This is a genomic window from Alkanindiges illinoisensis DSM 15370 (genome assembly GCF_000619845.1).
GTDB lineage: Bacteria > Pseudomonadota > Gammaproteobacteria > Pseudomonadales > Moraxellaceae > Alkanindiges > Alkanindiges illinoisensis.
The window spans coordinates 1,695,966-1,722,098 of sequence record NZ_JHUX01000003.1 but is presented as its reverse complement, the minus strand read 5'-3'; the positions used below and the strand labels follow the sequence as shown (position 1 = coordinate 1,722,098).

Annotated in this window: 16 protein-coding genes and 2 pseudogenes; 17 read left to right on the top strand and 1 reads right to left on the bottom strand. The window is 46.9% G+C overall.

What is annotated here, in order from left to right; all coding sequences use genetic code 11:
- Positions 1-31: 31 nt before the first annotated feature.
- From Q337_RS0108560 to Q337_RS0108475, 17 genes and pseudogenes are all read left to right on the top strand, one after another.
- A pseudogene (locus Q337_RS0108560) lies at positions 32-7,273 on the top strand (ESPR-type extended signal peptide-containing protein); the annotation flags it as partial.
- 66 nt (positions 7,274-7,339) lie between these two features.
- On the top strand, positions 7,340-7,732 hold the full coding sequence (locus Q337_RS17235; protein WP_034279265.1) for an outer membrane protein assembly factor BamE: 393 nt from the start codon (positions 7,340-7,342) through the stop codon (positions 7,730-7,732).
- Positions 7,733-8,480: 748 nt separating this feature from the next.
- Positions 8,481-9,233: a hypothetical protein gene (locus tag Q337_RS0108550; RefSeq protein ID WP_156935739.1), complete on the top strand. Its 753-nt coding sequence runs from the start codon at positions 8,481-8,483 to the stop codon at positions 9,231-9,233.
- Positions 9,234-9,516: 283 nt separating this feature from the next.
- Positions 9,517-10,866 (top strand): LLM class flavin-dependent oxidoreductase, encoded by a 1,350-nt coding sequence (locus tag Q337_RS0108545; protein WP_026471239.1) that lies wholly within the window; start codon positions 9,517-9,519, stop codon positions 10,864-10,866.
- Positions 10,867-10,881: 15 nt separating this feature from the next.
- Positions 10,882-11,511: pseudogene (locus tag Q337_RS19375) on the top strand (nitroreductase family protein).
- 64 nt (positions 11,512-11,575) lie between these two features.
- Entirely contained in the window at positions 11,576-12,625 is a 1,050-nt protein-coding gene (locus Q337_RS0108535; protein ID WP_026471238.1) for an NADP(H)-dependent aldo-keto reductase, read from the top strand.
- Between the two features lie 322 nt (positions 12,626-12,947).
- Positions 12,948-13,964 (top strand): TauD/TfdA dioxygenase family protein, encoded by a 1,017-nt coding sequence (locus Q337_RS17225; RefSeq protein ID WP_084494763.1) that lies wholly within the window; start codon positions 12,948-12,950, stop codon positions 13,962-13,964.
- A 112-nt stretch (positions 13,965-14,076) separates the two neighbouring features.
- A complete protein-coding gene (locus Q337_RS0108525) occupies positions 14,077-14,799 on the top strand; it encodes a Crp/Fnr family transcriptional regulator (protein ID WP_084494762.1) in 723 nt (240 codons plus the stop codon).
- A 466-nt stretch (positions 14,800-15,265) separates the two neighbouring features.
- The gene (locus Q337_RS0108515; protein WP_026471236.1) at positions 15,266-16,753 is read left to right on the top strand and encodes a porin family protein; all 1,488 of its coding nucleotides are present in this window, start codon (positions 15,266-15,268) and stop codon (positions 16,751-16,753) included.
- Between the two features lie 21 nt (positions 16,754-16,774).
- Positions 16,775-17,863 carry an ABC transporter substrate-binding protein gene (locus Q337_RS0108510; protein ID WP_026471235.1) on the top strand — a complete coding sequence of 363 codons (1,089 nt, stop codon included), beginning with the start codon at positions 16,775-16,777 and terminating at the stop codon, positions 17,861-17,863.
- Positions 17,864-17,969: 106 nt separating this feature from the next.
- Complete coding sequence (locus Q337_RS17220) at positions 17,970-19,220, top strand: MFS transporter (protein WP_051526679.1); 1,251 nt, start codon at positions 17,970-17,972, stop codon at positions 19,218-19,220.
- 8 nt (positions 19,221-19,228) lie between these two features.
- Positions 19,229-20,074: an ABC transporter permease gene (locus Q337_RS0108500; protein WP_026471234.1), complete on the top strand. Its 846-nt coding sequence runs from the start codon at positions 19,229-19,231 to the stop codon at positions 20,072-20,074.
- A 10-nt stretch (positions 20,075-20,084) separates the two neighbouring features.
- Positions 20,085-20,861, top strand: coding sequence for an ABC transporter permease (locus Q337_RS0108495; RefSeq protein WP_026471233.1), 777 nt, complete (start codon positions 20,085-20,087; stop codon positions 20,859-20,861).
- A gap of 10 nt (positions 20,862-20,871) precedes the next feature.
- Positions 20,872-21,912: an ABC transporter substrate-binding protein gene (locus Q337_RS0108490; RefSeq protein WP_026471232.1), complete on the top strand. Its 1,041-nt coding sequence runs from the start codon at positions 20,872-20,874 to the stop codon at positions 21,910-21,912.
- A gap of 1 nt (position 21,913) precedes the next feature.
- Positions 21,914-22,762 (top strand): ABC transporter ATP-binding protein, encoded by an 849-nt coding sequence (locus Q337_RS0108485; RefSeq protein WP_026471231.1) that lies wholly within the window; start codon positions 21,914-21,916, stop codon positions 22,760-22,762.
- Between the two features lie 36 nt (positions 22,763-22,798).
- Positions 22,799-23,626, top strand: coding sequence for an ABC transporter permease (locus tag Q337_RS0108480; protein ID WP_026471230.1), 828 nt, complete (start codon positions 22,799-22,801; stop codon positions 23,624-23,626).
- Positions 23,627-23,756: 130 nt separating this feature from the next.
- Positions 23,757-24,884, top strand: coding sequence for a sigma-54 interaction domain-containing protein (locus Q337_RS0108475; RefSeq protein WP_026471229.1), 1,128 nt, complete (start codon positions 23,757-23,759; stop codon positions 24,882-24,884).
- Between the two features lie 106 nt (positions 24,885-24,990).
- Here Q337_RS0108475 and Q337_RS0108470 read toward each other — a convergent pair whose 3' ends face one another.
- The gene (locus Q337_RS0108470) at positions 24,991-25,923 is read right to left on the bottom strand and encodes a TauD/TfdA dioxygenase family protein (RefSeq protein ID WP_026471228.1); all 933 of its coding nucleotides are present in this window, start codon (positions 25,921-25,923) and stop codon (positions 24,991-24,993) included.
- Positions 25,924-26,133 lie beyond the last annotated feature (210 nt).

Sequence of the window (26,133 nt, the reverse complement as noted above, 5' to 3'; positions counted from 1 at the left end):
CATTTGTAAGGGTACAAGTATGAATAAGATTTATAGAGTTGTCTGGAATGCTTCAACAGGCGCTTGGGTGGCTGTTTCAGAAACTGCAAAAAGCAAAACAAAAAGTCGTTCAAAAAAAGCCGGCGTTGTGACAACTGGCTTGGCCAGTTTAGTACTCGGTTTTGCACCGCAGGCTTTTGCTGAAACTGGAACGGGTGGTGGCACTGGTACTGGCACAGCAATTTCCAGTTGTACAGGAACCACAGGTGCAACCAAGCAGGCAACAGCCTCAGGCGGTAATGCGGTTGCAATTGGCTGTAATACCACAGCCGGTAGTGATTCGGGTATTCTGGATCGCCAAAATCCATATAACAATAGTACTACTGCCAATACCAACAATATCAAGTGGAGTACTGATAATGGTTATACCGGTGGCAGTACAGCCATTGGGACTGGCGCTGAGGCTGCTGGCTTGGCCACTGCCTTGGGTACTTATGCCAAAGCAACCAATACCGCGGCTGTCGCCATTGGTGTTGCGGCTGCATCTACTGGTAATACCTCATTGGCGATTGGACGTCAGTCCACTGCAACGGCTGATTATGCGCAAGCGATTGGTAACGTATCTGCTGCCACAGGTAAAGGTTCGCTGGCAGTAGGTCATTCTGCAACAGCAACTGGTTACCGCGCAATTGCCATTGGTTCACCTGATATTGAAAATGCTGGCAGCAGTGGTAGTGGACAGTCAGGAACAAATTATCAAACTACCGGTCAAACGAAAGCAACTGCCCAGGATTCTATAGCATTTGGTGGTGGTGCACAGGCCACTGCAAATAATGCGCTTTCAATTGGTGCCTTTTCACAGGCTACTGCTGAAAAATCAGTTGCCATTGGTACAGGTGCAACAGCAACTGCTGCCAATGCGGTAGTTATTGGTGAAGGTGCCAACACTAACGTGGCAGGCGGGGTTGCACTGGGCTTAAATGCGCAGGTAACTGGTATAAACAGTGCGGCCTTGGGTCTGAATTCTGTAGCCGCAGCACAAACCGGCTCAGCTTTCCTGACCAATACTGCTGCAACAACGCAGGGTACTGTATCATTCGGTAATACAACAACAAAGCGTCGCCTGACCAATCTGGCTGATGGTGCAGCAGCCAGTGATGCCGTTACTGTTGCGCAATTACAAAAACAGAATGATCTGAGTAATCAACAGGGTGTTGATACCGCAGCAGCATTGGGCGGTGGTTCAAAGTATGATGCAAGTACTGGTGGCATCACTGCACCTAGCTACAGCGTAGACGGTACGACAGTAGGTAATGTAGGCGCGGCGATTTCCAATGTTGATGCGCGCACAACGGCAAACAGCAGCAACATTACTACTTTGCAAAATCAGACCTTTAAAATTCAGGCCAATAAAGATACTGCAACTGCTGTAGGTGCAAACGATACAATTACCTTTGCTGATGGCAATAACATCAATATTACCCGTACTGGTAATACCATTAGTGTTGCCACCTCAGCAACCCCGACCTTTACTACCGTAACTTCGACTGGTGCAGCAAGCATCGGTGGTGCTTTAACGGTTACTGGAGCTACGACCGTCGGTGGTACGTTAACCACGACAGGTGTTGCCAACTTAAATGGTGGCGCTAGCTTAAATGGCAATCGCTTAACCAATGTTGGTGCAGCAACTGCTGGTACAGATGCTGTTAACCTTGATCAGTTGAATAATGCGCTTTCCGGTGCAGGCAACGCTGATGCTCTGGGTGTTAGCGTTGCAACCAATCTGGGCGGTGGTGCAGCTTATGACAAGACAACAGGTGCTGTTAGCGCGCCAGATTATGTACTGGACACTGGCAACAATGATGGCAGTACAACCACTTACAACAATGTAGGCGATGCCTTGGGTAACATCGATGGCCGCACCACTACCAATACCGCAGACATTGCTGACCTGACATCAGGTAAAGCTGGTCTGGTTCAGCAAGCCAGCAATACTGCTGAAATTACTGTCGGTGCAGGTACGGGTGGCACCAGCGTAAACTTTGCCAATGATAAAGGTAGTGATCGTCAGTTAACGGGTATTGCCAGTGCAGGTGACTATACCTTGGCTGGTAATGCCAACAATGCTGTAAATGCAGGTGATCTAAACAGTGCAATTGGTGATGTTACAACTACCGTAACCAACACAGGCTTTAACATTACCAGCAATGGTAGTGTGGCCAGCGATAACGTAAAACTGGGTGAAACAGTTAACTTCACCAATACAGATAGCAATCTGGTGGTAAGCCATACCAATAATGCCGTGAACTATAATCTGGCAGATAACGTTACTGTTGATAGCCTGACTGCAAACGATGGCAAGGGCAATGTCAGCACAGTAACAGCGACAGGCACTAATGTCACTGATGGCACCAATACTGCTAATTATGCGGCAACTGGCATTACACTGACCAATGCGGCTGGCAAAGACACCATCCTGGAGAGCACTGGTCTTACAATTAGTGGCGGCCCAAGTATTACAGTGGATGGTATTGATGCTGATGGCAAGACTATTAGTAATCTGGCTGATGGGACACAGGCAAATGATGCCGTAAATCTGGGTCAGCTCAATACTGCTACTGCAGCTGTTGATGCCAAAACTGATACCTTGGGTGCAAGTACAGCAGCCAGTTTGGGTGGTGGCGCAACCTATAACAAAACTACAGGCACCATTGATAAGCTGGGTTATGTGCTGGACGATGGCAGCAATACTGCTACCACCACAACCTACAACAATGTAGGCGATGCCCTAGGCAATCTGGATGGTCGTACTACTACCAACACCGCAGACATTGCTGACCTGACATCAGGTAAAGCCGGTCTGGTTCAGCAAGCCAGCAACACCGCCCAGATTACTGTCGGTGCAGGTACGGGTGGCACCAGCGTAAACTTTGCCAATGATAAAGGTGAAGCCCGACAACTGACCAATGTTGCCAATGGTAATGTCGCCACTGGTTCAACCGATGCAGTTACGGGTGATCAGTTAAATAGCAACGCCCAGTCAGTGGCTAGCGTGATAGGTGGCAATGCAATCAATAAAGCCGGTGTGATTACCACTACCAATATTGGTGGAACTGGTAAAAACACGATTGATGGTGCAATTGACAGTGTACGTCAGTCTGCCAACGCAGGCTGGAATGTGACTGCCAATGGTACAGGGTCTACCAGCAGCAATATTGGTCCTAATGGTACCGTGACCTTTAATGGTGACAGCAACCTGACCGTGACTCAAAATGGTACAGATGACAACGGCAGTGTTAATGTTGCACTGAACAAAGACATTAGTATTAATACTATAACTGCGGATGACGGTAAGGGTAACAGCACTGTACTAAGCACAGATGGCACCTATGTAACCAATGCAGCTGGTAGTGCAGCCCGCTACAATGCGGATGGCATCACAGTAACTGATGCAGTTGGTAATTCAACTGTGGTAAACCAGACAGGCTTAGGTTTTACTGATAGCAAGGGCAATGCAACTGGCCCAAGCATTTCTGCAGGAGGTATCAATGCGGGTGGTCAACGCATCACCAATCTGGCTGATGGCACAGCGCTGGATGATGCTGTTACTGTAGGTCAGGCGCTAAATGCAGCACAAAGTTTGGGTGACAGCGTTGCAACCAATCTGGGCGGTGGCGCGGTCTATAATCCGGCTACTGGCACCGTAACTGCCCCAACCTATACATTGGATGATGGCAGCAACACTGGCACCACTGCTGACTTTAACAATGTCGGTGATGCCTTAACCAACATTGATGGCCGTACTACTACCAACACCGCAGACATTGCAAACCTAACCGATAACCTAAACAACGGTACTATTGGTCTGGTTCAGCAAGCCAATAACACCGCAGAAATTACTGTTGGCAAGGATTCCTTGGGAACAACGGTTAATTTTGCTAATGCCAACGGTGATGCGCGTCAGCTAACTAATGTGGCCGCTGGCAGTGTTGCAGCAGGTTCAACTGATGCCATCAATGGTGATCAGTTAAACAGCAGTACTCAGTCTGTAGCGGATGTGATCGGTGGTAATGCCACTAATAACGGCGGTGTAATCACTACCACTAATATTGGTGGTACTGGTGAAAACACCATTGATGGTGCCATTGATAACGTACGTCAGGCTGCCAGTGCAAATGATGCCAAGACTGATGCATTGGGTACTAGCACAGCAGCCAATCTGGGCGGTGGTGCAGCTTATGACAAGACAACAGGTGCTGTTAGCGCGCCAGATTATGTACTGGACACTGGCAACAATGATGGCAGTACAACCACTTACAACAATGTAGGCGATGCCTTAACCAACCTCGATGGTCGCACTACTACCAATACCGCAGACATTGCTGATCTAACCAGCAACCTGAACAATGGAACTATTGGTCTGGTTCAGCAGGCTAACAATACGGCCTCTATCACAGTCGGTAAGGATTCCTTAGGCACAACCATTGACTTTGCCAATGCCAACGGTGATGCGCGTCAGCTAACCAATGTTGCCAATGGTAATGTTGCTGCTGGCTCAACCGATGCAGTTACGGGTGATCAGTTAAATAGCAACGCTCAGTCGGTCACTGATCTGATTGGTGGAAATGCATTTAATAATAATGGTTCAGTCTCTGCCAGCAATATCGGTGGAACTGGTGAAAATACCATTGATGGCGCAATTGAAAATGTACGTCAGTCTACTCAGGATCTGTCTGCTGGTGCCGTACAGTATGAGCGCAACCTGGATGGCAGCGTAAATTATGACCGTGTCACCTTGAATGGTAACAACGGTACTGTGCTGGGTAATGTAGGTTCTGGCGAAATCAGTGCAAGCTCTACTGAGGCTGTTAATGGTAGCCAGATTCATGCGGCCAACACCTCTATTGCCAATGCACTGGGTGGTAACGCAACACTTAATACCGATGGTACTGTGTCAGCGCCTACCTATACATTGGATGATGGCAGCAACACCGGCACTACTGCTGACTTTAACAATGTCGGTGATGCGTTGGGTAACCTCGATGGCCGTACTACTGCCAACACCGCAGATATTGCTGATCTGGCCAGTAACCTGAACAATGGTACTATTGGCCTGGTTCAACAAGCCGGTAATACCGCAGAAATTACTGTTGGCAAGGATTCTCTGGGTACAAGCATCAGCTTTGCCAATGCCAACGGCGAAGCCCGTCAGCTCCGTGATGTTGCCAATGGTGTAGATGCTACTGATGCAGCCAACATGCAACAGTTAAAAGACCTGACCACAGCACTCGGTGGTAATGTTGATCCAAACACCGGCGTGATTATTGCACCAGAGTATACGGTGAATAATTACAGTATTGACCCAAATACCGGCATGATGATTGTTACCCCATCGGTGGTAAACACTGTAGGTGATGCGCTGAACAGCATTGGTGGCCAGATTAATAACCTGCAAACCAGCGACGTTGGGATTAAATACTTCCGTACCAATTCTACGCAGAGTGATGCTGTAGCGCTGGGTGAAGACAGTATTGCCATCGGGCCAGTTTCAGCAGCTCAGCAGCAGGGTAACCGCACTATTTCCATGGGTGTGGATGCCAGCAGTGCAGCAGATAGTGCAATAGCAATTGGTGATGGTGCCAATATTGCACAGGGCGCTGATCAGAGTATCGCTATTGGTAATAACGCGCAGGTAAATGGTGAGCAATCCATCAGTATTGGTACTGGTAACATCGTGAACGGTGACCGTTCCGGTGCGATTGGTGATCCAAGCATTATTAACGGCAGTGACAGCTATTCGGTTGGTAACAACAATACCGTAAATAGCGATGACACCTTTGTACTGGGTAATAATGTTACAACCACAGTAGATGGTTCTGTTGCGCTGGGTTCCAATTCTGCAGCAACCACAGGCGCTGGTGTAGCGGGTTATGCCCTGCAAGCAGCATCAGCTGCGGATCAGCTTGCAATTGCGGCAACCACCAGTACTACAGGTGCTGTGGCAGTCGGTGATGCAGCCAATGGTGTTTACCGCCAGATTACAGGTGTTGCACCAGGTACAGAAGATTCTGATGCCGTTAACCTGGCACAGTTAAAAGCCGTAGACAATGCATTAGCCAACTTAACCAGCGGTATTGGCAATGGCAGCATTGGTCTGGTACAGCAAGTGGGCATTACTGCTCCAATTACAGTGGGCGCTGCAACCGGCGGCACGATAGTGAACTTTGCTGGCACCGACGGTAATCGTCAATTAACAGGTGTTGCAGCCAGTGGCCAAAATAACGCTGCTGCAACCGTAGGCCAGATCAAGGATATGGCCAGTGCATTGGGCGGCGGTGCTGCTGTTAATGCAAATGGCACATTGACGGCTCCAACCTACAATGTACAGGGCGGCACCCAGAGTAATGTGGGTGATGCACTGGGCGCACTCGACACTGCACTGAATGATGTCAAAAATGCTAACCAGTCTTTAAGTAATGCTGCTGTTCAGTATGATAAAAATGCTGACGGCACAGTGAACAAAGGCCAGATTACTTTGGGCGGTGGTGCAGATGGCACGACATTGACCAATGTTAAAAATGGTGCGCTGACAGCCGGTAGTAAAGATGCAGTAAATGGTGGCCAGCTCTATGAAACCAATCAGCAGGTTAATAATCTGGCCAGCCAGATTAACAACGGTTCAGTTGGTCTGGTTCAGCAAGCTGGTAATACAGCACAAGTGACTGTTGCTGCAAATACTGGTGGCACTTCCGTGAGCATGGCCGGTACAAGCGGCAACCGTACTGTGACAGGTGTTAAAGCCGGGGCCGTAACAGCCACCAGCAGCGATGCAATAAATGGTGCCCAGCTCCATGCGTCCAACACCAGTGTCGCCAATGCGCTGGGTGGTGGTGCGGCAGTAGATGCCAGTGGCAACATTACAGCGCCAAGCTATCAGGTGGCTGGTGAAACAGCCACTAATGTAGGCGATGCGTTAACCAAACTTGATAATCAATCCAATGCTTTAAGCAACCGCTTGGATCAGGCGTTCTACCGTACCAACGAGCGCATTGACAAAGTTGAAAAACGTGCCAATGCCGGTATTGCAGCAGCGCTATCAATGGAATCTGCACCATTTGTACCGGGTAAATTTACTTACTCGGTTGGTGCTGGTTTCCATGGCGGTGAAAACGCAGTTGGTGCGACCTTGCGCCGCACTTCGGATAGCGGTCGCTGGAGTCTTACCGGTGGTGTAGCTGCTGCGTCTGAAGGCGGAGCAAGTGCCCGTATTGGTATCAGTGGCATTATTGACTAAGGCATGGACCGGAGAGGTGATTGAGTTTCTGAATCACCTCTTTCAACCGATTTGAGAGAAAAAACTATGAAAATTATTCTGAAAAGTATGGTATTCGCTGGTGTGGTTGGTTTGTCAGCATGCAGTAGCGTTCCGATGTTCACGCCGCAGCAACCGGAAGCATTTCCATCTGTCGCCCAAAGTCCATTAAAAGGCCTGCAACGCTACGATGTTAGCCAGGTACAAAAACTGGATATTGGCCTGCATAAGGACCAGGTAAGACAGTTGTTAGGTAATCCTCATTTCCGTGAGGGGATTTTTAGCCCCAAGACATGGAATTATGCCATTGGGCTACAGCAGTCAGGCTCTAAGGAATACCAGAACTGTCAGCTAAGAATTAACTTTGATAAGCATAACCAGGTTCAACAGTTGAGCTGGAAAGATCAAAGCTGTGCTGACCTTGTAAATGCGACAACTTAACTGAGCTTTTATTAATAGTAAAAAAACTAATTCCATGAATTAGAAGGTTTTACGCACTATTAATGATTAAAAAGTCCTGAGTAATTCAGGGCTTTTTAATAGGTTAACAGTAATTCTCAAATGAATTTGAGTAAGAATAATCAATGGCATGCAATTTAAAGTTGCTTGTGATAGTGGATAGCTTAAATGCCAATACTAATCGTGATTTTGAATATATTTGCAGTCATCTGTTTTATCTTGACTTTATACTGGTTAATAAAAGATATTGTAGTAACGAACAAAGAAAATAAAAATTAAATCAGTTAATTAAAAAGGCGTTAGACATATTCACCTATGCGAAATGATGACTCAAAACAGTTTGGCATTTTCTTCTAGAGGATAATGTAATCACAATACTAATGTTTTTGGTGCATTACAGCGTTTTTATCTGATGAGTTATATATCTGAAACTTCATAACGTGAGGATAAACAGAATACTTAATGATGTGATCCTATAAATAATATTTTGATTTTAAAAATAAAAAATTTAAAACTGAGGCATTAAAGGCCATACTACATAGTCTGCATAATATTTAACTTTTAGCCTTTTATAAAATAATTGAACCCCGCTAAAAATAAAAAATGTGTTGTGTGAACATTTTTGCTATGCTGTTATTTCGCTTTACTGGTATTCAGCTTAACAATTGAATAATTTTAAAAAGTTTGAACAGTAAAAGATTTACCATGACGCTGTGATAGAGATGATTTAGTGAAGAAGTTTATACTTGTCTGCTCGGTATATGGATTATGTTTACTTACAGGCTGTGGTAACGAAGATAACCCTTTAAGCGCAGGTGGAGTAAGCCTGGGAGGCACAGGTACGGGTAGCCCTAGCACAGGCAGCACGATTCCGCCTACTTTGCCGGGTCAGGGTCATGTGGTTTTTAAGCCTGATTTCTATAAGGTGACTTATCCTGACAATGCCCAGCAAAACTGTGCAGGTATACAGCGTTCATTCCGTTTTATTGATAAAGAAACCGGTCAAGTGATTCCAGCGGGTGAACAACGTATCATTCCAAAAGTTACTGATATAGACCCGACCAATATGGTTCTGCAAATCAGGGTGCAAAATACCACCTCACACATCATGTATGAATATCATAATGCCTGTGCATTGCCATTTAAGTTGGTTGACGATCAAGGCTATGAGCACTTTAGTAATCAGCAGTTTAGCTGTTCCAGTGGCGAATCGATCCACATTATTCAACCACATGAATGTAAAACCTACGAGTTTAAATTTGATTTGCCAAAACAACTTCAGCAATGGCAGCTTAACTATCAAATCAGCTATGAAACTCAATATTCAGCTGATATTTCGCTAAAAAAAGATCACCAGTCTCAATGTGATGCTCTTCAGACCAGTATTCGTGCAGAGCCAAGCGATGATGATTCCTCTTCAACATCGGCTGATTCTGTTCAATCAGATGTAAATAGTACAGATGACCCCTGCAATATCGAGTAGTAGGATGGGCTTTAATAAGTCTATTGGCATGCTAAGTTGTTTATGTGGATAGTCCTTAGACTGAAAAGTCGCGGCTCTTAATATTGACCAGTAAATTATGAGTTTGTTGCTAATTCAGCATATCCCAAGCAAATTTATGTTGTTAATTCATCAACTACTATTTAAATAAAACATAAACTGCTGAAAATTATTAAAAAAATAATGGCATGGAAATTGTCATATATCCATAGGCAACCTCAGTGCTTTTTAAGCATGCGTTCTTTGAGCTATGGAGCTAAATAGTATGAGCAGAAAAATTCGATTAGGGGCATTTATTCCAACCACCGGCCAGCATGTAGCAGCATGGCGATTGCCGGAGTCCCAGCCAGCACGCGCGCTGGATTTTGAATATGTGAAGGAAATTGTCCAGACCGCCGAGCGTGGCTTGTTTGATGCCTATTTTCTGGCAGACGGTTTATCGGTCAATTTCGGTGCCAGTGAAACCATTGGCGTGAGTGACAAAGTGGCAGGCTTTGAACCAGTCACATTGTTTGCTGCATTATCCGCTGTAACCAAGCATATCGGTTTTATTGCAACAGCATCTTCAACCTACGAAGAACCGTACTTGCTGGCGCGCAAGTTTGCCTCCTTGGATCACATTAGCAATGGACGGGCAGCATGGAATGTGGTGACTACCGCATCAGAATCTGCGGCTTATAATTTCGGTTATGACAAGCAGCCTACCCATGCTGACCGTTATGAGCGGGCGCAGGAATATGTTGAGCTGATTCAGAAGCTCTGGGATAGCTGGGAAGATGATGCGTTTTTATATAACAAGGACACTGGCATTTTTTATGATATTGATAAGCTGCATCATCCTAACCATAAGGGCAAATATTACTCGGTCAAAGGTGCGCTAAACGTGCCACGCTCGCCTCAGGGTTATCCGGTGATTGTGCAGGCAGGTTCATCTGAGCCGGGCCGTGAACTGGCTGGCCGCTATGCTGAAGTAATTTTTACGGCGCATCAGGATCTAACCAGTGCGCAGGCGTTTTACCGTGATGTTAAAAGCCGTTTAGCCAAATATGGCCGCCACCCTGAAGAGCTGCTTATTCTGCCTGGAGTATCAGCTTTTGTGGGGAAAACCGAAGCAGAGGCACGGGAAAAATATGAGCAAGTTACCAGACTGATTCGTCCTGAAGCAGGGCTTGCCTTGCTCAGTGGCTTAACAGGCGGCTGGGACTTGTCCAAGTATGATCTGGATGGCCCATTGCCTGAATTGCCAGAAACCGAAACCCAGATTAGCCGTCGTGCCCTGATTATTGATATTGCCAAGAAAAATAATTACAGCATCCGCGAGTTGTATGAGTGGGTGGCAGGAGTGCGCGGACACTGGCAGCTCATTGGTACGGTTGAGCAGGTGGCAGACCAGTTACAGGAATGGTTTGAAAATGAAGCTGCGGATGGCTTTAACGTATTGCCACCGACCACACCCGGCGGTTTGAATGATTTTGTTGATCTAGTGGTGCCAGAGCTGCAGCGTCGTGGCCTGTTCCGCACCGAGTACGAAGGCAAGACCTTAAGGGAAAATCTGGGCTTGGCACGTCCAGAAAACCAGTATGTGCTGGCAAAGCATGCGGCCAAAGCGTCTTGAGCTGGAGACAATAAAATGTCCGTTTTATTTGAGGCAGAGCAGCGCCAACCAGCGCATGAGGTGGACGCACTGTTTGTACAGCGTTGGTCACCCCGTGGTTTTAAACAGACAGAAATTGACCATGTAACCTTAAAACAGTTTTTTGAGGCTGCACGCTGGGCGCCGTCGGCATAGAATTCACAGCCGTGGCGTTTTGTTTATGCGCTTACCAATACGCCACACTGGAATACATTATTTGGAACCCTGTCTGAATATAATCAGTCATGGGCAGCACAGGTTTCAGCGCTGGTACTGGTCTTGTCAAAAAAGACATTTTTGCCGCCAAATCAGCAGGATGCAGTGAATTTAACCAGTCATTCCTTTGATACAGGCGCAGCATGGGCGCATCTGGCCTTGCAGGCATCCTTGAAAGGCTGGCATACCCATGCAATTGGTGGTTATGATCAGGCACAGGTACGCCAGCGTTTGCATATTCCTGAAGACTATCAACTGGAAGCGATTATTGTGATTGGTCAGCAAGGCAGTAAAGATCATTTGCCGCAAGGCTTGCAGGCTAGAGCACAACTAACCGACAACAACCGACGCCACGACGATCAATTGATCGTTTTGTGGCCGAAGGAAAATTTTTATTTAACGAATAGATGAATCAATAAAAATGCCTGAACCCTAAACACTGATGGTTTCAGGCATTTTTTACAGGATTAAATGAATGCAATATAGAAAACTGGGTACAACCGATATTGATGTCAGTGTGATTGCATTAGGTACGATGACATGGGGCGAGCAAAACACTGAAGCCGAGGCGCATGCGCAACTGGATTATGCCATTGGGCAGGGGGTGAATCTGGTTGATACGGCCGAGATGTATCCGGTGCCGCCACGCCCGGAAACACAGGGTTCAACCGAAAAATATATTGGAACATGGCTGCAAAAAACAGGAAAACGCGGCCAGATCATCCTGGCAACCAAAGTGGCAGGACGGGTGCGTAATGCTGGACAGGCCGGAAACGTGCGTGGCGGCCAAACCCGTCATGACCGTGCCAATATCGAAGCGGCACTTAATGACAGCTTAAAGCGCTTGCAAACTGATTATGTTGATCTATACCAGTTGCACTGGCCTGATCGAACCACCAATTTTTTTGGTCAACTGGGCTATGAACACGTCGAGGATGAAGACACTGTACCGATTGCAGAGACCCTGCAGGTATTGGATGATCTGGTGAAGGCAGGCAAGATCCGGCATATTGGCCTGTCCAATGAAACGCCGTGGGGGGTTAACCAGTTTTTACGCATTGCCGAGCAGCAAGGACTAGCCCGGGTTGTTTCCATACAGAATCCCTATAGCTTGCTCAACCGTACGTTTGAAATTGGCAATGCCGAAATTTCCATTCGTGAAAATGTGGGTTTACTGGCCTATTCACCACTGGCGTTTGGGCATTTAACCGGGAAATACCTCAATGGTGCCAAGCCAGCAGGCGCCAGAATCACGCTGTTTGAACGGTTTGCCCGCTATAAAAGCGAGAATGCAGAACAGGCAACCCAGGCCTATGTTGATTTAGCCCAAGCCCATGGCCTTGACCCGGCACAGCTGGCGCTGGCTTATGTCAACACCCGCCGTTTTGTAACTAGCAATATTATTGGGGCAACCAACCTTGCGCAGCTTAAAACGGATATTGACAGTATTGATGTGCGCTTATCTGATGAGGTGTTGCAGGAGATTGAAAGGATTCACCAGTTGTTCCCAAATCCAAGCCCTTGATCAATTAAAATGAGTGGCTATAGATAAACTAGTTATTGGTGAATACGAATTAAATACTTTTTACCGATAATATTATAACGATTATTTGGTATCAAACTAAAATAGCCATAGAACACTTTAAAAAACCTGCCAGTTTTACAATAAAATGTAGGATTGGCAGGTTTTTTTATTTTTAATTTTCCTATTGATCATAATAGATATTCTATTAATTTTTTATTCTAGATAATGTTAATAATTTGACAGAGTTAAGGTGAGTTGTTGGCATAATCATTAACAGAGACAGTAAAAAGCTGTTTATTAGAATCTACAGAGGTTATTTAAAATGAGCCAGCTAGCAATCGCCAATACCGATGTCCACACCCATATACCTAGCCATGCAGATCATGCCTATAATCCCGAATATCAGTACCAGCATATTCAGGTAAATCCCGTTACCGTACGAATCGGTGCCGAAATTTCTGGTGTAAAACTGGCAGGTGATTTAAGCAGTGATGTGGTATCAGAAATTCAGCATGCCTTATTAAAACATAAAGTCATTTTCTTTCGGGGCCAGCAACATTTAACCGATTTGGAGCAGGAAGCATTTGCCAGTTTACTGGGCAATCCGTTAAATCATCCGAGTGTCCCGATTAAAGATGGCACAGCGCATACCTTGTCGATTGATTCACGCGGTGGCCGTGCTGATTCATGGCATACCGATATTACGTTTTTGCCCAATTATCCTAAAGCCTCGATTTTAAGAAATGTGGTAACCCCGGATGTGGGCGGTGATACAGTCTGGGCAAACACCACTTCAGCTTATGCAGGCTTACCCCCAGTGTTAAAGACGCTGGCGGATAGCTTAAGGGCAGTGCATACCAATGCCTATGATTATGCCGATCATGGTGTACCGCATCATGCTGAAAATACGGTAGAAAACCGCAAACTGTTCAGGACTGCGGTAGAAATTGAAACCGAACATCCGCTGGTGCGTGTGCATCCTGAAACAGGTGAAAAAACACTGGTACTTGGCCATTTTTTTAAGCGTTTTAGTGGACTAAATAGCACGGATTCGCGCTATTTATTTGAGGAATTCCAGAATCATATTACCCAGTGGGAAAACATTGTGCGCTGGCGCTGGGCCGTAGGTGATGTGGCGATTTGGGATAATCGTGCTACCCAGCATCGTGCCATCAATGATTATGGCGATGCGCTGCGGGTGGCTTCCCGGGTAACGATTGAGGGAGATATCCCGGTTGGGGTAGATGGCCGTCCAAGTCAGGTGATCAAGAATGTCAAAAATCAGGATATTTCCAATTTACGTTCAGAGGAAGGACGGATTTATGAAAAGGCATCCTGAGTTTAAATTGCCTGCTTTAATCTTAATTAGTACATAGCATTTTTAAAAATAATATTTTATCAATAAAACATCGTGGCTTAGTCTTAACCGGATTAAGTCATTTTTTATTTTTATGATGTTTCATCAGGATAGTGAGCCTAACGCACGGCAACGGCTGAGTGCAATTTTACAGCAGGATGCGGCGTTTAGCGCATTCAGTCAGGACGCTCAGCAGGCGCTGTGTGATCAAGCTATTGTTAAAAAATTTAATTCGGGACAATTGCTGTTAGCACATCAGCAAGTGGTCGAAGACATTTATGTGCTGTTAAAAGGCACCTTGCAAGTGGGCTGGTTGCAACAGGATGGCCAGCTCAAGATCAGTGATTATATGACCCAGCATTCTGTGTTTAATCTGGTGGCGGTATTACAGCATCAGGCTGTCAATTATGATTTTTTTAGCATGGGGCAGGTTGAAATTGCCATATTGCCCGGATCAGTATATATCCAGCAACTCAGGCAGCAGCCCCTGGCCCTCTGGCAGGTGTTGCAGTTAATGAGCCAACGTATGTATGGATTATTTGAACAAAGCCGCTATATCCAGACTGCCAGTTTAACCCAGAAGATTGCCTATTATTTAAACCGCTTATATAGCCAGTATGGTGAGGTAAAAAACCATCCCGGCCTGATTCATTTAAAAATCCGCCAGCAGGATTTTGCCGAGCAATTTAATATTTCCAGACAAACCCTGCATAAAAGCCTGCAATGGTTTTTTGCCGAAGGAATTATTGAGTGGAATTATAGTCAGGTGCGTATTATTGATTTAAATCGAATACGGCAGTTATCAAGGCTGGATTAATGTAAGGGAAGAATAGATTAAGTTAAGATATTTTATTCATCAAATCTATTGATAATAAATCGAGAAATATCTAATCAACTTAATGTAGCGTTTTCAACTGATCAAAAGAAATTTAATATTTCCTGGTTTCAAAAATTTCATCTCATCGAAAGTAAAAAAAATGGCTTGGACCACCCGGCCATTTTTATTTTTTTAGGTTTGATTTTAATAAAAGAATTTAACTTTTTATCCCCTTTATCTAAAAAACGCATTTTGATTGCCATTTTAAAGATGAATGTGAATAAGCACCATGCTGATTTCTCAGCACATTGGGCGTTGTAAAACACGCACCTCATCAATAAATTTTAAAATAATTCAATAAAAACAAAAACTTATTTATTGGCACACTTGTTGAAATAAGAAAAGGGACAAAACAGTTTGGTTTTAAATCAAACCAGAGATCGTTATTTAATTTAGGGGTTTTAACGTGAAGCACACTATTTTGGCAGGTTCCATTGCCATTGTACTGGCGGGAGTTGTGCCAAGTACCACCGTCTGGGCCGATACCAGTCTGGAAGAAAATCTGGCGCAATTGCAGGCTCAACTGGTGGCATTGCAGCAACAGGTTGATGCGCTCAAGCAGCAAAAAGCAACCGACAATACAACTGCTTCTGACACATCGGTGACTTCAGCCACTGACGAAAATGGCGAGGAAGATACTTCAATTCAGACTGCAACCCAAAGTGATCTGGCTGGATTCAGGACTGATCTGGAAAATTATAAATACGATGATGGTCGCCAGTATGAGCGCAAAACGGTGAAATCAACCCGGGATACCACGCTGTATGGCACGGTTCAGGTGCGTGCACAGGGACAGGATGAATCCACGACAGCAGGCAATCCGGCACCCAATAGCGCCCGCCGTAATACCTTTGATATTCCAACTGCCCTGATTGGGGTACGTGGCAACTTATACCGTGATTATAAGGAAGGCAAGAATCTGGAGTATCAATTGTCATTTAGCTATGGCAAGCGTACGACTGCAACGGGCAGTGCCAGTGATCTGAATCTGGCTGATGCATTTGTGCGCTACCACTTCACCTCAACCAATGGCGGGCTGGAGATTCCCAAACTCAATGTCACCTTTGGCCAGCAGCTTATTCCGTTTGGGTTGGACCCTCAATCGCCCGAAGATTTACGGCCCACCATTAATGTGGCTACAGGTCTGGCTCAACTGGGATTGTTTAATCGCCAGAGCGGGCTGATTTTACGCGGTGATGTTAAGCCCTTTGTGGATTATGGCTCCAACTATCGCGCACCGTTACTTGAGTATGCGCTGGGGGTGATCAATGGCAATGGCACCAACAAGCTGGATGACAATAACCACAAGGATTACATTGGCCGCCTTGCATTCACCCTGCCTGTGGACTACGCCAGCATTTTCCGTGAGCTGAAATTTGGTACGTCCTATATCAAGGGTAGCAAGAATGTGGTCAACGGAACCACAGTTCTGGATGGTAATGGCCGCAATGACCGGCTGGGCTTTGATGTGTATTACAACCATGCGCCATTTGGTGTGACTTACGAATATGTGCAGGGCCGTTCGGATTATGCCACTGCCAGCGGCAATGCCAGTGAAGTCAAAGCGGAAGGGCATACCGCCACCCTGTTTTATACCCTGGGTGACCAGTTTTATAACAGTATCAAATCCGCCGCCAAGTTTGATGATTCATGGCCAAATTCCATTCAAACCTTTTATCGCTTTGACACTTATAACCCGAATAAAAGTGCTGATGTGACCGGCATTGCCGGGCAAGGGCAAGGCAAAGTCACCATTCAGACACTCGGACTGAATTTCTTCTTTGCCGAAACCACCAAGTTTCAGGTGGGCTTAAATCACTGGGATTATGCCCATGAAACCCCGGTGCAAAAAGACTTTAACGAAGCACAGGCCCAGTTCCAGTACACCTTTTAATTTCACTGTGAGAGTTTAAACATGAAACAAATAACACGACGTTTTTTAATTGCTGCAACCGCTGGATTATTTTTAAGTGCAGGCTTGCCTGCGCTGGCTGATGTGGGTAAGCCGGTTGAAATCCGGCTGGGTGTGCCGGGTGCTGGTGTGGGTGGCAAGCCAAAAGTGGGTTATTCCTTTGTGGCCAGTGCGCACTTGCGTGGTGTGCTTGAGGAAGAATTTAAAAAAGATGGCATTAAGGTCAAGTGGATCTTCTTTCCCGGTGCAGGGCCTGCCTTAAATGAAGCATTAGCCAATGGCAAAGTGGATTTTGGTGCAGGGCATGGTGACTTGCCTGCCATTGTAGGGCGCTCCACTGGACTGAAAACCAAATTGCTGTTTGTGGCAGGACGTTTTGGCCCGGTTTATTTTACGGTTCCCGCAGATTCATCCGCAAAAAGTCTGACGGATTTAAAAGGCAAAACCATTTCTGTATTCAAGGGAACCAATGCCCAGTTAATTCTGGGACGCTTGCTGCGCAAGTACGGCTTTACGGAAAAAGATTTTCGCATCATTAGCCAGGATACCTATTCTGCCCAGACTTCACTGGCCACCGGGGATATTGACGGCACCATTACCAGCCCATGGACACTGGAATCACGCGGCGTGGCCAAGCGCATTATTGAAATACGCAAAGACCCAAATTTAAACGGGCCTTTGAGTTTCTGGGTAACCGAGGATTTTGAGAAAAAATATCCAGGTGTCGTGCAGCGTGTGGTAACCACCCTGATCAAGCAGGATGAGTGGAGTTCACGCGAAGCTAACCGTGATGCGCAGTACAAACTGTGGGCACAAAGTGGTACGCCTTATCTGGACTATAAAAAAGACTGGGCTGATGCTGACCTTAAAGACCGCAATAGTCCTTACTGGGATGATTATGCGATTAATTCACTTAAAAAATCTGTACAGCAATCCATTGATTTTAAATTGATCCGTCGTCCTGTCACTGTCGACAACTGGATTGAACCGAAATACCTCAATACTGCCTTAAAAGAGCTGCATCTGGAAAATTTCTGGCCGCGTTTTGATGTGAATGGCAACAAGGTGGCAGGCACAGGTACAGGCAAGTAAATCAATGAGTTGTGAGCATCTGGTGGCTGGTACACCAGATGCGCTTTAGGGTTCTGGCTGGGTAAAAGTTGATGGGTATGTTGATGGTTATTGTGGATAACAATGTATGGCAAAGCACTGGTTATTAAATAAAGTGGAGAAAAACCGGTTCTTGCTGGCCTTTATGCTGGTGGCTTCAACCGCTGGGCTTGGCGTCGGCACCGCCCAGATTGCAGTGTCGTTGTATGCGGTGCATTTGCATGCTTCCGAAGTACAACTGGGCCTGATTGCTGCTGCGCAAAGCATTGGCATTTTACTCATGGGAATTCCTACCGGAATCCTGATTAACCGTTTTGGCCCGTTGCTGCTGTTTGCCCTGGGTAGCCTGCTGGCCGGGCTATGGTATGGCCTGATTCCAGCGGTGGGGCAGGTGTGGTTTCTGCTGGGCTGTATTGTGCTGGTGAGCTTTTGCATGCCGCTGCGGTTTATTTCACTCAACACCGTATTCATGAGTCAGCTAAACCGGCTGGGCACAGTCAAGGCAGGCTGGTTTCGTGGCACGCACATGATTGGTTTTATGCTGCTTGGGCCACTGCTTGCGGTATGGCTGAGTAACCATTTAGTACCTAGTGGCGTGTTTGCAGTGATTGCACTGCTATTTACGGTGCCGGTGTTCTTGTCGCCACTGATTTTTTCAGGTTATGAAGTTGCAGGTAAACAGGCACCCAAGCTGAGTTTTCAGCTCATTGGCCAGCAACTCTCGCTGTTCAAGCGCGACATTACCTTGCGTTTTACCAGCTTGTTTGAACTGCTGGACAGTGCCGTGATGGGCTATTTCACCTTTTTTATTGTGGTGATTGCCATCCGCAATTATGGCTTTAGCCCGGCAGTTGCTGCCAGTCTGGTGACGCTATATGGCGGGGTATACATGGCAGCGCTGTTTGGGATGGGCGTGGTGGTGCAGGCACTGGGTGAAAAACGCGCTTACCAGCTGGGTTTTGGGCTGGTGGCAATAGCCTTGCTTTGTCTGGCTTTACCACTGTCTGCCTTCTGGTTATGGCTGGGTTCGCCACTACTGGGTGTTGGTTTAGGCACACTCAATGTCATTAACCTGTCGGTATTTGCCCGCATCGGCCAGCATCTGGGCATGGCCAATGTATCCGCCGTATCGCTGACCTGTGGGCCGTCCGGCAGCATGCTCGGTAGTTTGATTGGTGGCTGGCTGGCGCACCTGTGGGGTTTGCAGGCAATCTTTTTCCCTTTATGTGCAGTATTTGTGGCTTTGGTGGTGCTAGTGCAGTTCAAACATCCGTTTGTCCGCGCTGTGGTTCCGGCCAAAGAACCCAGAATCGATATTTTAACCAATTCGTATGAGTGATCTTTACCATGAGCGTTCTTGAGTATGAAGAAAAAACAGCAGGACAGGACTGGCAATGGTCATCCCGTCTGGTTTACCACGCCAAGCGTTTAGGCATACGCCTGAATCTTATGTTGCTGGGTTTGCTGGTTCCGCTGTTGGTATTGGCCTTGTGGACTACGGTCTATCACCAGCAGTGGCTACCTGAACAGATTTTGCCTAGCCCAAAACTGGTCTGGCAAACCTTTATTGAACTCAGCCAGTCTGGCGAGTTACCAGATAACCTGCTGATCAGTTTAAAACGGATTGGCTGGAGTGTCTTGGCTGGCGGCTCAGTCGGCTTGATTCTGGGCTTTGCGATTGGCTTATCGCGTCGAGCTTACTTGTATCTTTATCCAACCTTTAACCTGATTGCCCAGTTCCCGGTGATTGGCTGGATTCCCTTGTTGCTGATTTTCCTGGGTATTGGTGAAAGCTTGAAAATTGTGGCGATTTCACTGGCTGTGGTCGTACCCGTAATGGTCGCCACCTATAAAAGTGTGCTGAATGTTTCTGCAAAATTGCTGGAAGTGGCCAGAGTCTACGAATTCAACCAGTGGCAAACCCTGCAAAAAGTGATTATTCCTGCGGCATTACCCAGCATTGTGGGTGGCTTGCGTCAGGGCGTGATGCAAGCGTGGTTGGCACTGGTATTTGTGGAGTTGCTGGCCAGTAGTGAAGGCATTGGCTACCTGATCGTCTGGGGGCGGCAACTGATTCAGCCCGATATTGTTTATATGGCAATTATCGTGATTGGCATCATTGGCTTTTTGCTGGACAACATGTTGCGCCTGATTGAGCAACGCTTTAATCGCTGGCAACGCAAGGCATTTTAAGGGGCAGATCATGGCACATACTAAATCATCACCTTCCTTTAACTGGCGTGGCTGGGTTATTCCGGTTCTGTTTATTCTGTTATGGGCGCTGGCGTCCTGGCAGCACTGGCTTAACCCAAAACTTATTCCTGCGCCAAGTGCGGTCTTGCATGTGGGCTGGCAGCAGTTATTTACGGCAGCGTTCTGGCAGGGTGTTGGAGCTAGCCTGCTGCGTGACTTAAGTGGCTTTGCCGTTGGCAGTTTTCTGGGAATTGCTTTTGGCATTTTAATTGGCGTATCGCGCTGGGCCAGCTATCTGTTGGCGCCCAGTTTTAATGTATTGCGTCAGGTGTCCCTGTTTGCCTGGCTGCCCTTAATTTCCACGTTTCTGGACTATGGCAATAGTGCCAAGGTCTTGTTTATCACACTGTCAGTATTTTACCCGGTGGCGCTGCATACGCTGGCAGGGGTTAATGCCATTCCGTTACAGCAATATGAAGTAGCACGGGTGTATCAGTTTAGCCCCTGGCAATTACTGCGCAAACTGATTCTACCTGCCGCAGCACCGCAGATTTTTGTGGGTCTACAGCTTGGATTGATCTTTGCGTGGCTGGCCACCATTGGCTCGGAATTTTTGCTGGCCAGCTATGGCGTAGGTCTTGGCAATATTGTGATCAATGGCCGCGCTGCGCAGGATGTGGGACTGATTGTATTTGGCCTGCTCACCATTGGCATTATTGGTGTGGGCTTAAACAGTGTGGCTGTATATCTGGAACGTCGCTGGCTGGTTTGGCGTCAGCAGGGTTAGGAGAAAATCAATGATATTAAATAAACGAATTGCGGTATTGGCCCTTGCTCTATCTAGCCTATTGACTGCCTGCAGCAAGCATTCAGAAGATCAGTCTGCACGTGTAGGGCAACCTGTCACCGAGTTACGCTACCAAAGCCTGCCTGGCACGGTCAGCTTGCCTGAACTGGCTGAGGATCTGGGCTATTTAGGGCCATTGAAGCTCAATTATGTGGGTAGTGTACAGGGCGGCCCACAGGATCTACAGGCACTGGCGACGGGTGATGTCGATGTGGCCACTGCATTTAATGGCGCCATCATTAAGCTGGCTGCTGCCAATGTCAAAATTAAATCCGTGGTGGGTTCCTACGGCAGTGACGACAAAAGCTGGGTGGGTTATTACGTCAAGGATGATAGTCCCATTCATACTGCCCGTGATTTGATTGGTAAAAAAGTCGCGGTCAATACACTGGGCGCTCATTATGAATTTGTCTTGAAGGACTATCTGGCCCAGCAGGGCTTATCGCCTGAAGACATTAATAAGGTTGAACTGACCGTGCTCCCGCCTGCCAGTACCGAGCAATCTTTGCGGGCAGGACAGGTGGATGCTGCGTCGCTGGTTTCCGTGTTTCAGGATAAGGCACTGGCACGTGGCGGCATTCGCAAGGTGTTTTCCGATACCGATTTATACGGCAGCTTTACGGCGGGTAGCTATGTGTTTACCCAGCAGTTTATCAAGGATCATCCCGACACCGTGAAGCAGTTTGTCACAGGTGTGGCCAAAGCCGTGGAGTGGAGCAAAAGCACGCCACGCGAACAGGTTATTGCCCGTTTTAAAGCCATTATTCATAAACGCAAGCGGCAGGAAAATGACCAGTTTGTGCAGTACTGGCACAGCTTTGGCGTGGTGGATAAAGGTGGGCTGCTCACTACAGCCCAATTTCAGCGCTGGATTGATTTGTTTGTAAAACAGGGCCTGCTAAAGCCCAATCAAATTGAGGCCAATAGTCTGTTTACCAACCAGTTTAATCCGTATGCCACTCAAGCAAGCCCTACAGCCAGTGAGAAATAACATGAGCACTCAAATAAACCCGGTCAATAAATTACGGATCATCAATGTGCATAAAACCTTTCCTGCCAAAAAAATCAAAGGTAAAAAACAACAGGCTGATGATTTTGTGGCGGTTGATAACGTATCACTGGATGTGAAAACAGGTGAATTTCTGGCCATTGTTGGCCCTAGTGGTTGTGGTAAATCCACCTTGCTGGATTTGCTGGCCGGCCTCACCACGCCCACCAGCGGACAAATGACCATTGACGATAAACCCATCACTGGGCCTGCGCTGGACCGGGGCATTGTGTTTCAGCAATATGCCTTGTTTCCGTGGCTAACCACGTTGGAAAATATTGAATTTGGCCTTGAAGCCAAAGGGGTGGACAAGACCGAGCGCCGCAAAACTGCCCGGCATTTCCTGCAACTGGTGGGCCTGTCTGATTTTGAACATCATTATCCGGCAGAACTGTCCGGTGGCATGAAACAGCGCGTTGCCATTGCCCGCAGTCTGGCTTATGACCCTGAAGTGCTGCTGATGGATGAACCGTTTGCCGCGCTGGATGCCCAAACCCGCGAAACCCTGCAGGCAGAGCTATTGAGAATCTGGCAGCAAACCGGCAAGACCATTATTTTTATTACCCATAGCATTGATGAAGCCATTTATCTGGGGCAGCGCATTGCCATCATGACCTCACGGCCGGGTCGCATTAAACAGGTTATTGACGTGCCTGCGTCTTTACGTAGCAAGCATGAGGATGTGCGTTCGCGCGCCGAGTTTGGCCAGTTAAGACATCAGGTCTGGACGTTGCTGCGTGAAGAAGTGCTCAAGGCGCAGCAACAGGAAAAAACCAAACAGCGGGTTGCGTGATTACGCAGATGATTTAAAGCATTCGGGAGAATAATGATGTCTGGCACCAAACATACACAAACGCTGATCTTACCCAAAACCACCTTAAAAGCGCCGCAAGTGGATTTCAGTATTTTTTATACTATCTTTAAGCGCTCCATTGCCATTGTGGTATTTCTGGCCTTATGGGAAGTGTTACCACGCGTGGGCGCAGTTGACCCGGCATTTTTGCCGCCATTTTCCGTGGTCATGCAAACCGGCTGGCAACTGACGTTAAACGGCCAATTACTGGCACATTTGCAAGCCAGCTTGATTCGTTCACTCAGTGGTTTTGTAATTGCCATTATCATTGCCATTCCATTGGGGCTGGCGATTGGCTGGTATAAACCATTTTCTGACCTGATTAGTCCTTTGCTGGAGCTGTTTAGAAATACAGCCGCGCTGGCCTTATTGCCGGTCTTCATTCTGTTTTTGGGGATTGGTGAAACCTCCAAGATTGCACTGGTGATTTATGCCTGCAACTGGCCGATCCTGCTGAATACCGTCAGTGGGGTACGCAATGTTGATCCCTTACTGATTAAATCAGCACGCACCATGGGTCTTGGGCCGGTAAAACTGTTCCGTAAGGTCATCCTGCCTGCTGCGGTTCCCACCATTTTTGTAGGCATTCGTCTGGCGGGTGCATTTTCAGTGTTGATCCTGATTGCCGCTGAAATGATTGGTGCCAAAGCAGGGCTGGGTTATCTCATTAATTATGCGCAATTTAATTTCCAGATTCCGGAAATGTTCTTTGGCATTGTCATTATTACTGTCGTAGGGCTGATGTTTAATTACAGCTTATTGCTGATTGAACGACGCTTAACCGCATGGAAAACAGAGCGTTAATTGTTGATGGATGGCGTAATGCTGCCCAGTTTGCTGATTTCATGGATTATTAAGAATGATTAGTGATTTCTAACGCTCAGTGGATTCATGCAATATAACTGACTGGATTTCATGAGAATAGAACAGCATTATGTCAGTATTAACTCATCCTGATTCACGCCGGTTATTTCGGTCAGAGCGTGCCACTGCCATGGTCTATGAAGATCAGAAGTCCTGCGAGTTACTGGAAAGAATAGAACAGATTGCACCCAGCGAAGCCAGTGTGCTGATTATTGGCGATACCGGAACCGGCAAGGAACTGGTTGCCCGGCATGTTCATATGCTCAGTCATCGGTATAATGGGCCATTTATTGCCGTGAATTGTGGGGCATTTACCGAATCGATTGCCGAAAGTGAACTCTTTGGTCATGAAAAAGGTGCCTTCACTGGGGCCATTCATAGCAAGGTCGGCTGGTTTGAGGCCGCCAATAATGGCACCCTGTTTCTGGATGAAATTGGTGATTTGCCCTTAACCCTGCAAGTTAAACTGCTGCGGGTGCTACAGGAACGGGAAATTTACCGGGTTGGCTCACTTAAACCGATTAAACTCAACGTCCGGGTGATTGCCGCAACCAATGTCCGGCTGGAAGAATCGGTGCAGGCTGGCAAGTTCAGGGAAGACCTGTACTATCGCCTGAATGTGGCCTTATTGAGAATTGCACCGCTGGCGGCCAGGCCAGGCGATATTTTGCCGCTGGCCCGCTATTTTGTGCAGGATTATTGCCAGCGTCTGGGCTATCCGCAGGCTTCATTTAGTGCCAGTGCTGAGCAAAAATTACTGCGTCACACTTATCCGGGCAATATCCGTGAGCTGGAAAATGCCATTCACCATGCCTTGCTGGTGTGCAAAAACCATCAGATTCAACCTGCCGATTTTTGCTTTTCCTCTTTAACTGGGCAATCACATCTTGATGTAGAGCAGGCCCGCTCAGGTTTGATCAAAACAGACCTGCTGCCCAAGCAACACTTACAGCAGGCCCTGTTAAACCTGTTTGAATCCGCTTCAGTGCATTCCGGGGAAATACTGGATCAGTTGATTGAAGAAGCCACGATTCAGGTCGCCTATGAATACTGCCACCGCAATCAGGTGCAAACTGCCAAACTGCTTGGGATTAGCCGTAATATTATCCGTGCCCGCCTGATTAAATATGGCCTCATTGGTGAAGAGCGCAGCTTGTCTGTCAAAGCAGCTGACAAGCTGGATTTGGCATTCAATTAATCCTGCTGTGCTGCGCTTTATGCGCCCTGAATGAATCAGCATTAAAAATGCATCAGCATAAAAAAAGCTATCCCTGGATAGCTTTTTTTATAGGTTACTCAATTTGCTAAAACGGACGATTACCCGCCAGACTCACCCGTTTGAGCAAGCGGCGCTGTTCAGCCGGAAATGCAGTGCGTGAATGCAAGGTGACTTGGTTGTCCCAGTACACAATATCGCCGGTTTCCCATTGATGCTCATAGCGATACTTTGGCTGCACAATGTGCGCACGCAATTTTTCAATCAATGCGGCGCCACGCTGGTCATCATAGCCGACTACTTCAACTTCCGTGTGGGTATCCAGATAAATCCCGCGCTTGCCACTTTCAGAATGAGTGCGCACCAAGGGATGAGGGAAAGCGGCGCCCAGCACAGGTTGGTTAGAAAAGCGGTATTTGGGGAATGGCCCACCAGACTTGATCCGCAAGAAGGGATTATAGGTAATTAACTGAAGCTGGTCGATTTCCTGTCGGGCATCATCATCCAGATCTGCATAAGCCTGCACGGTGTTGTACCAACTGGTTGCACCGCCATCTTTGGGCAATTCAATGGCATACAGCAGTGAGCCACTGGAAGGCTGGGGTGTCCAGTGATGGTCGCTGTGCGGAGTCAGTTCGCCATGACCCGTATAATCCCCGGCGCCTACTGCATTGGATACAGGCACGACATCAGGCGGTAAACCGGTATCGGTCTGAGTGGCCAGTACCGGAATATCAGCGGGTGGTTTAAAAATGGCACCAAAATAGCTGGCAAAAGACAGCAATTGCTCATCTTCTAATTGTTGCTGTTTAAACACCAGAATCAGGTGTTCATGCAAAGCCTGTTTAAGCGCCAGAATCACTTCAGCACTTTGCGGCAAACTGGCGTTAATTCCAGTAACAATTGCCCCTAAAGCACCTTGAATTGGCGTAATACGCACGGTATCCAGGGTTTGAATGCTGTGCTCATACCAGCGCGGGGCCTGAGCAATGGAGCTGGAAAGTTGGGTTAAAGCTGACATGATATAACCTCATAACATAACTTATTATTAATGGCTGATAATAGCTGTTCATTAATAATATGAAAGGTCTGATAACTTTGGATTAATGAACTTAAATTAGTTAATCCGGCTTAATAGATTTAATAAAAAGCAAAGTAAATATAATGACTTATACTTTTATTTAAAAATGATTATTTCTGATTAACTTAGCTTATTTTAACTATGTATTTT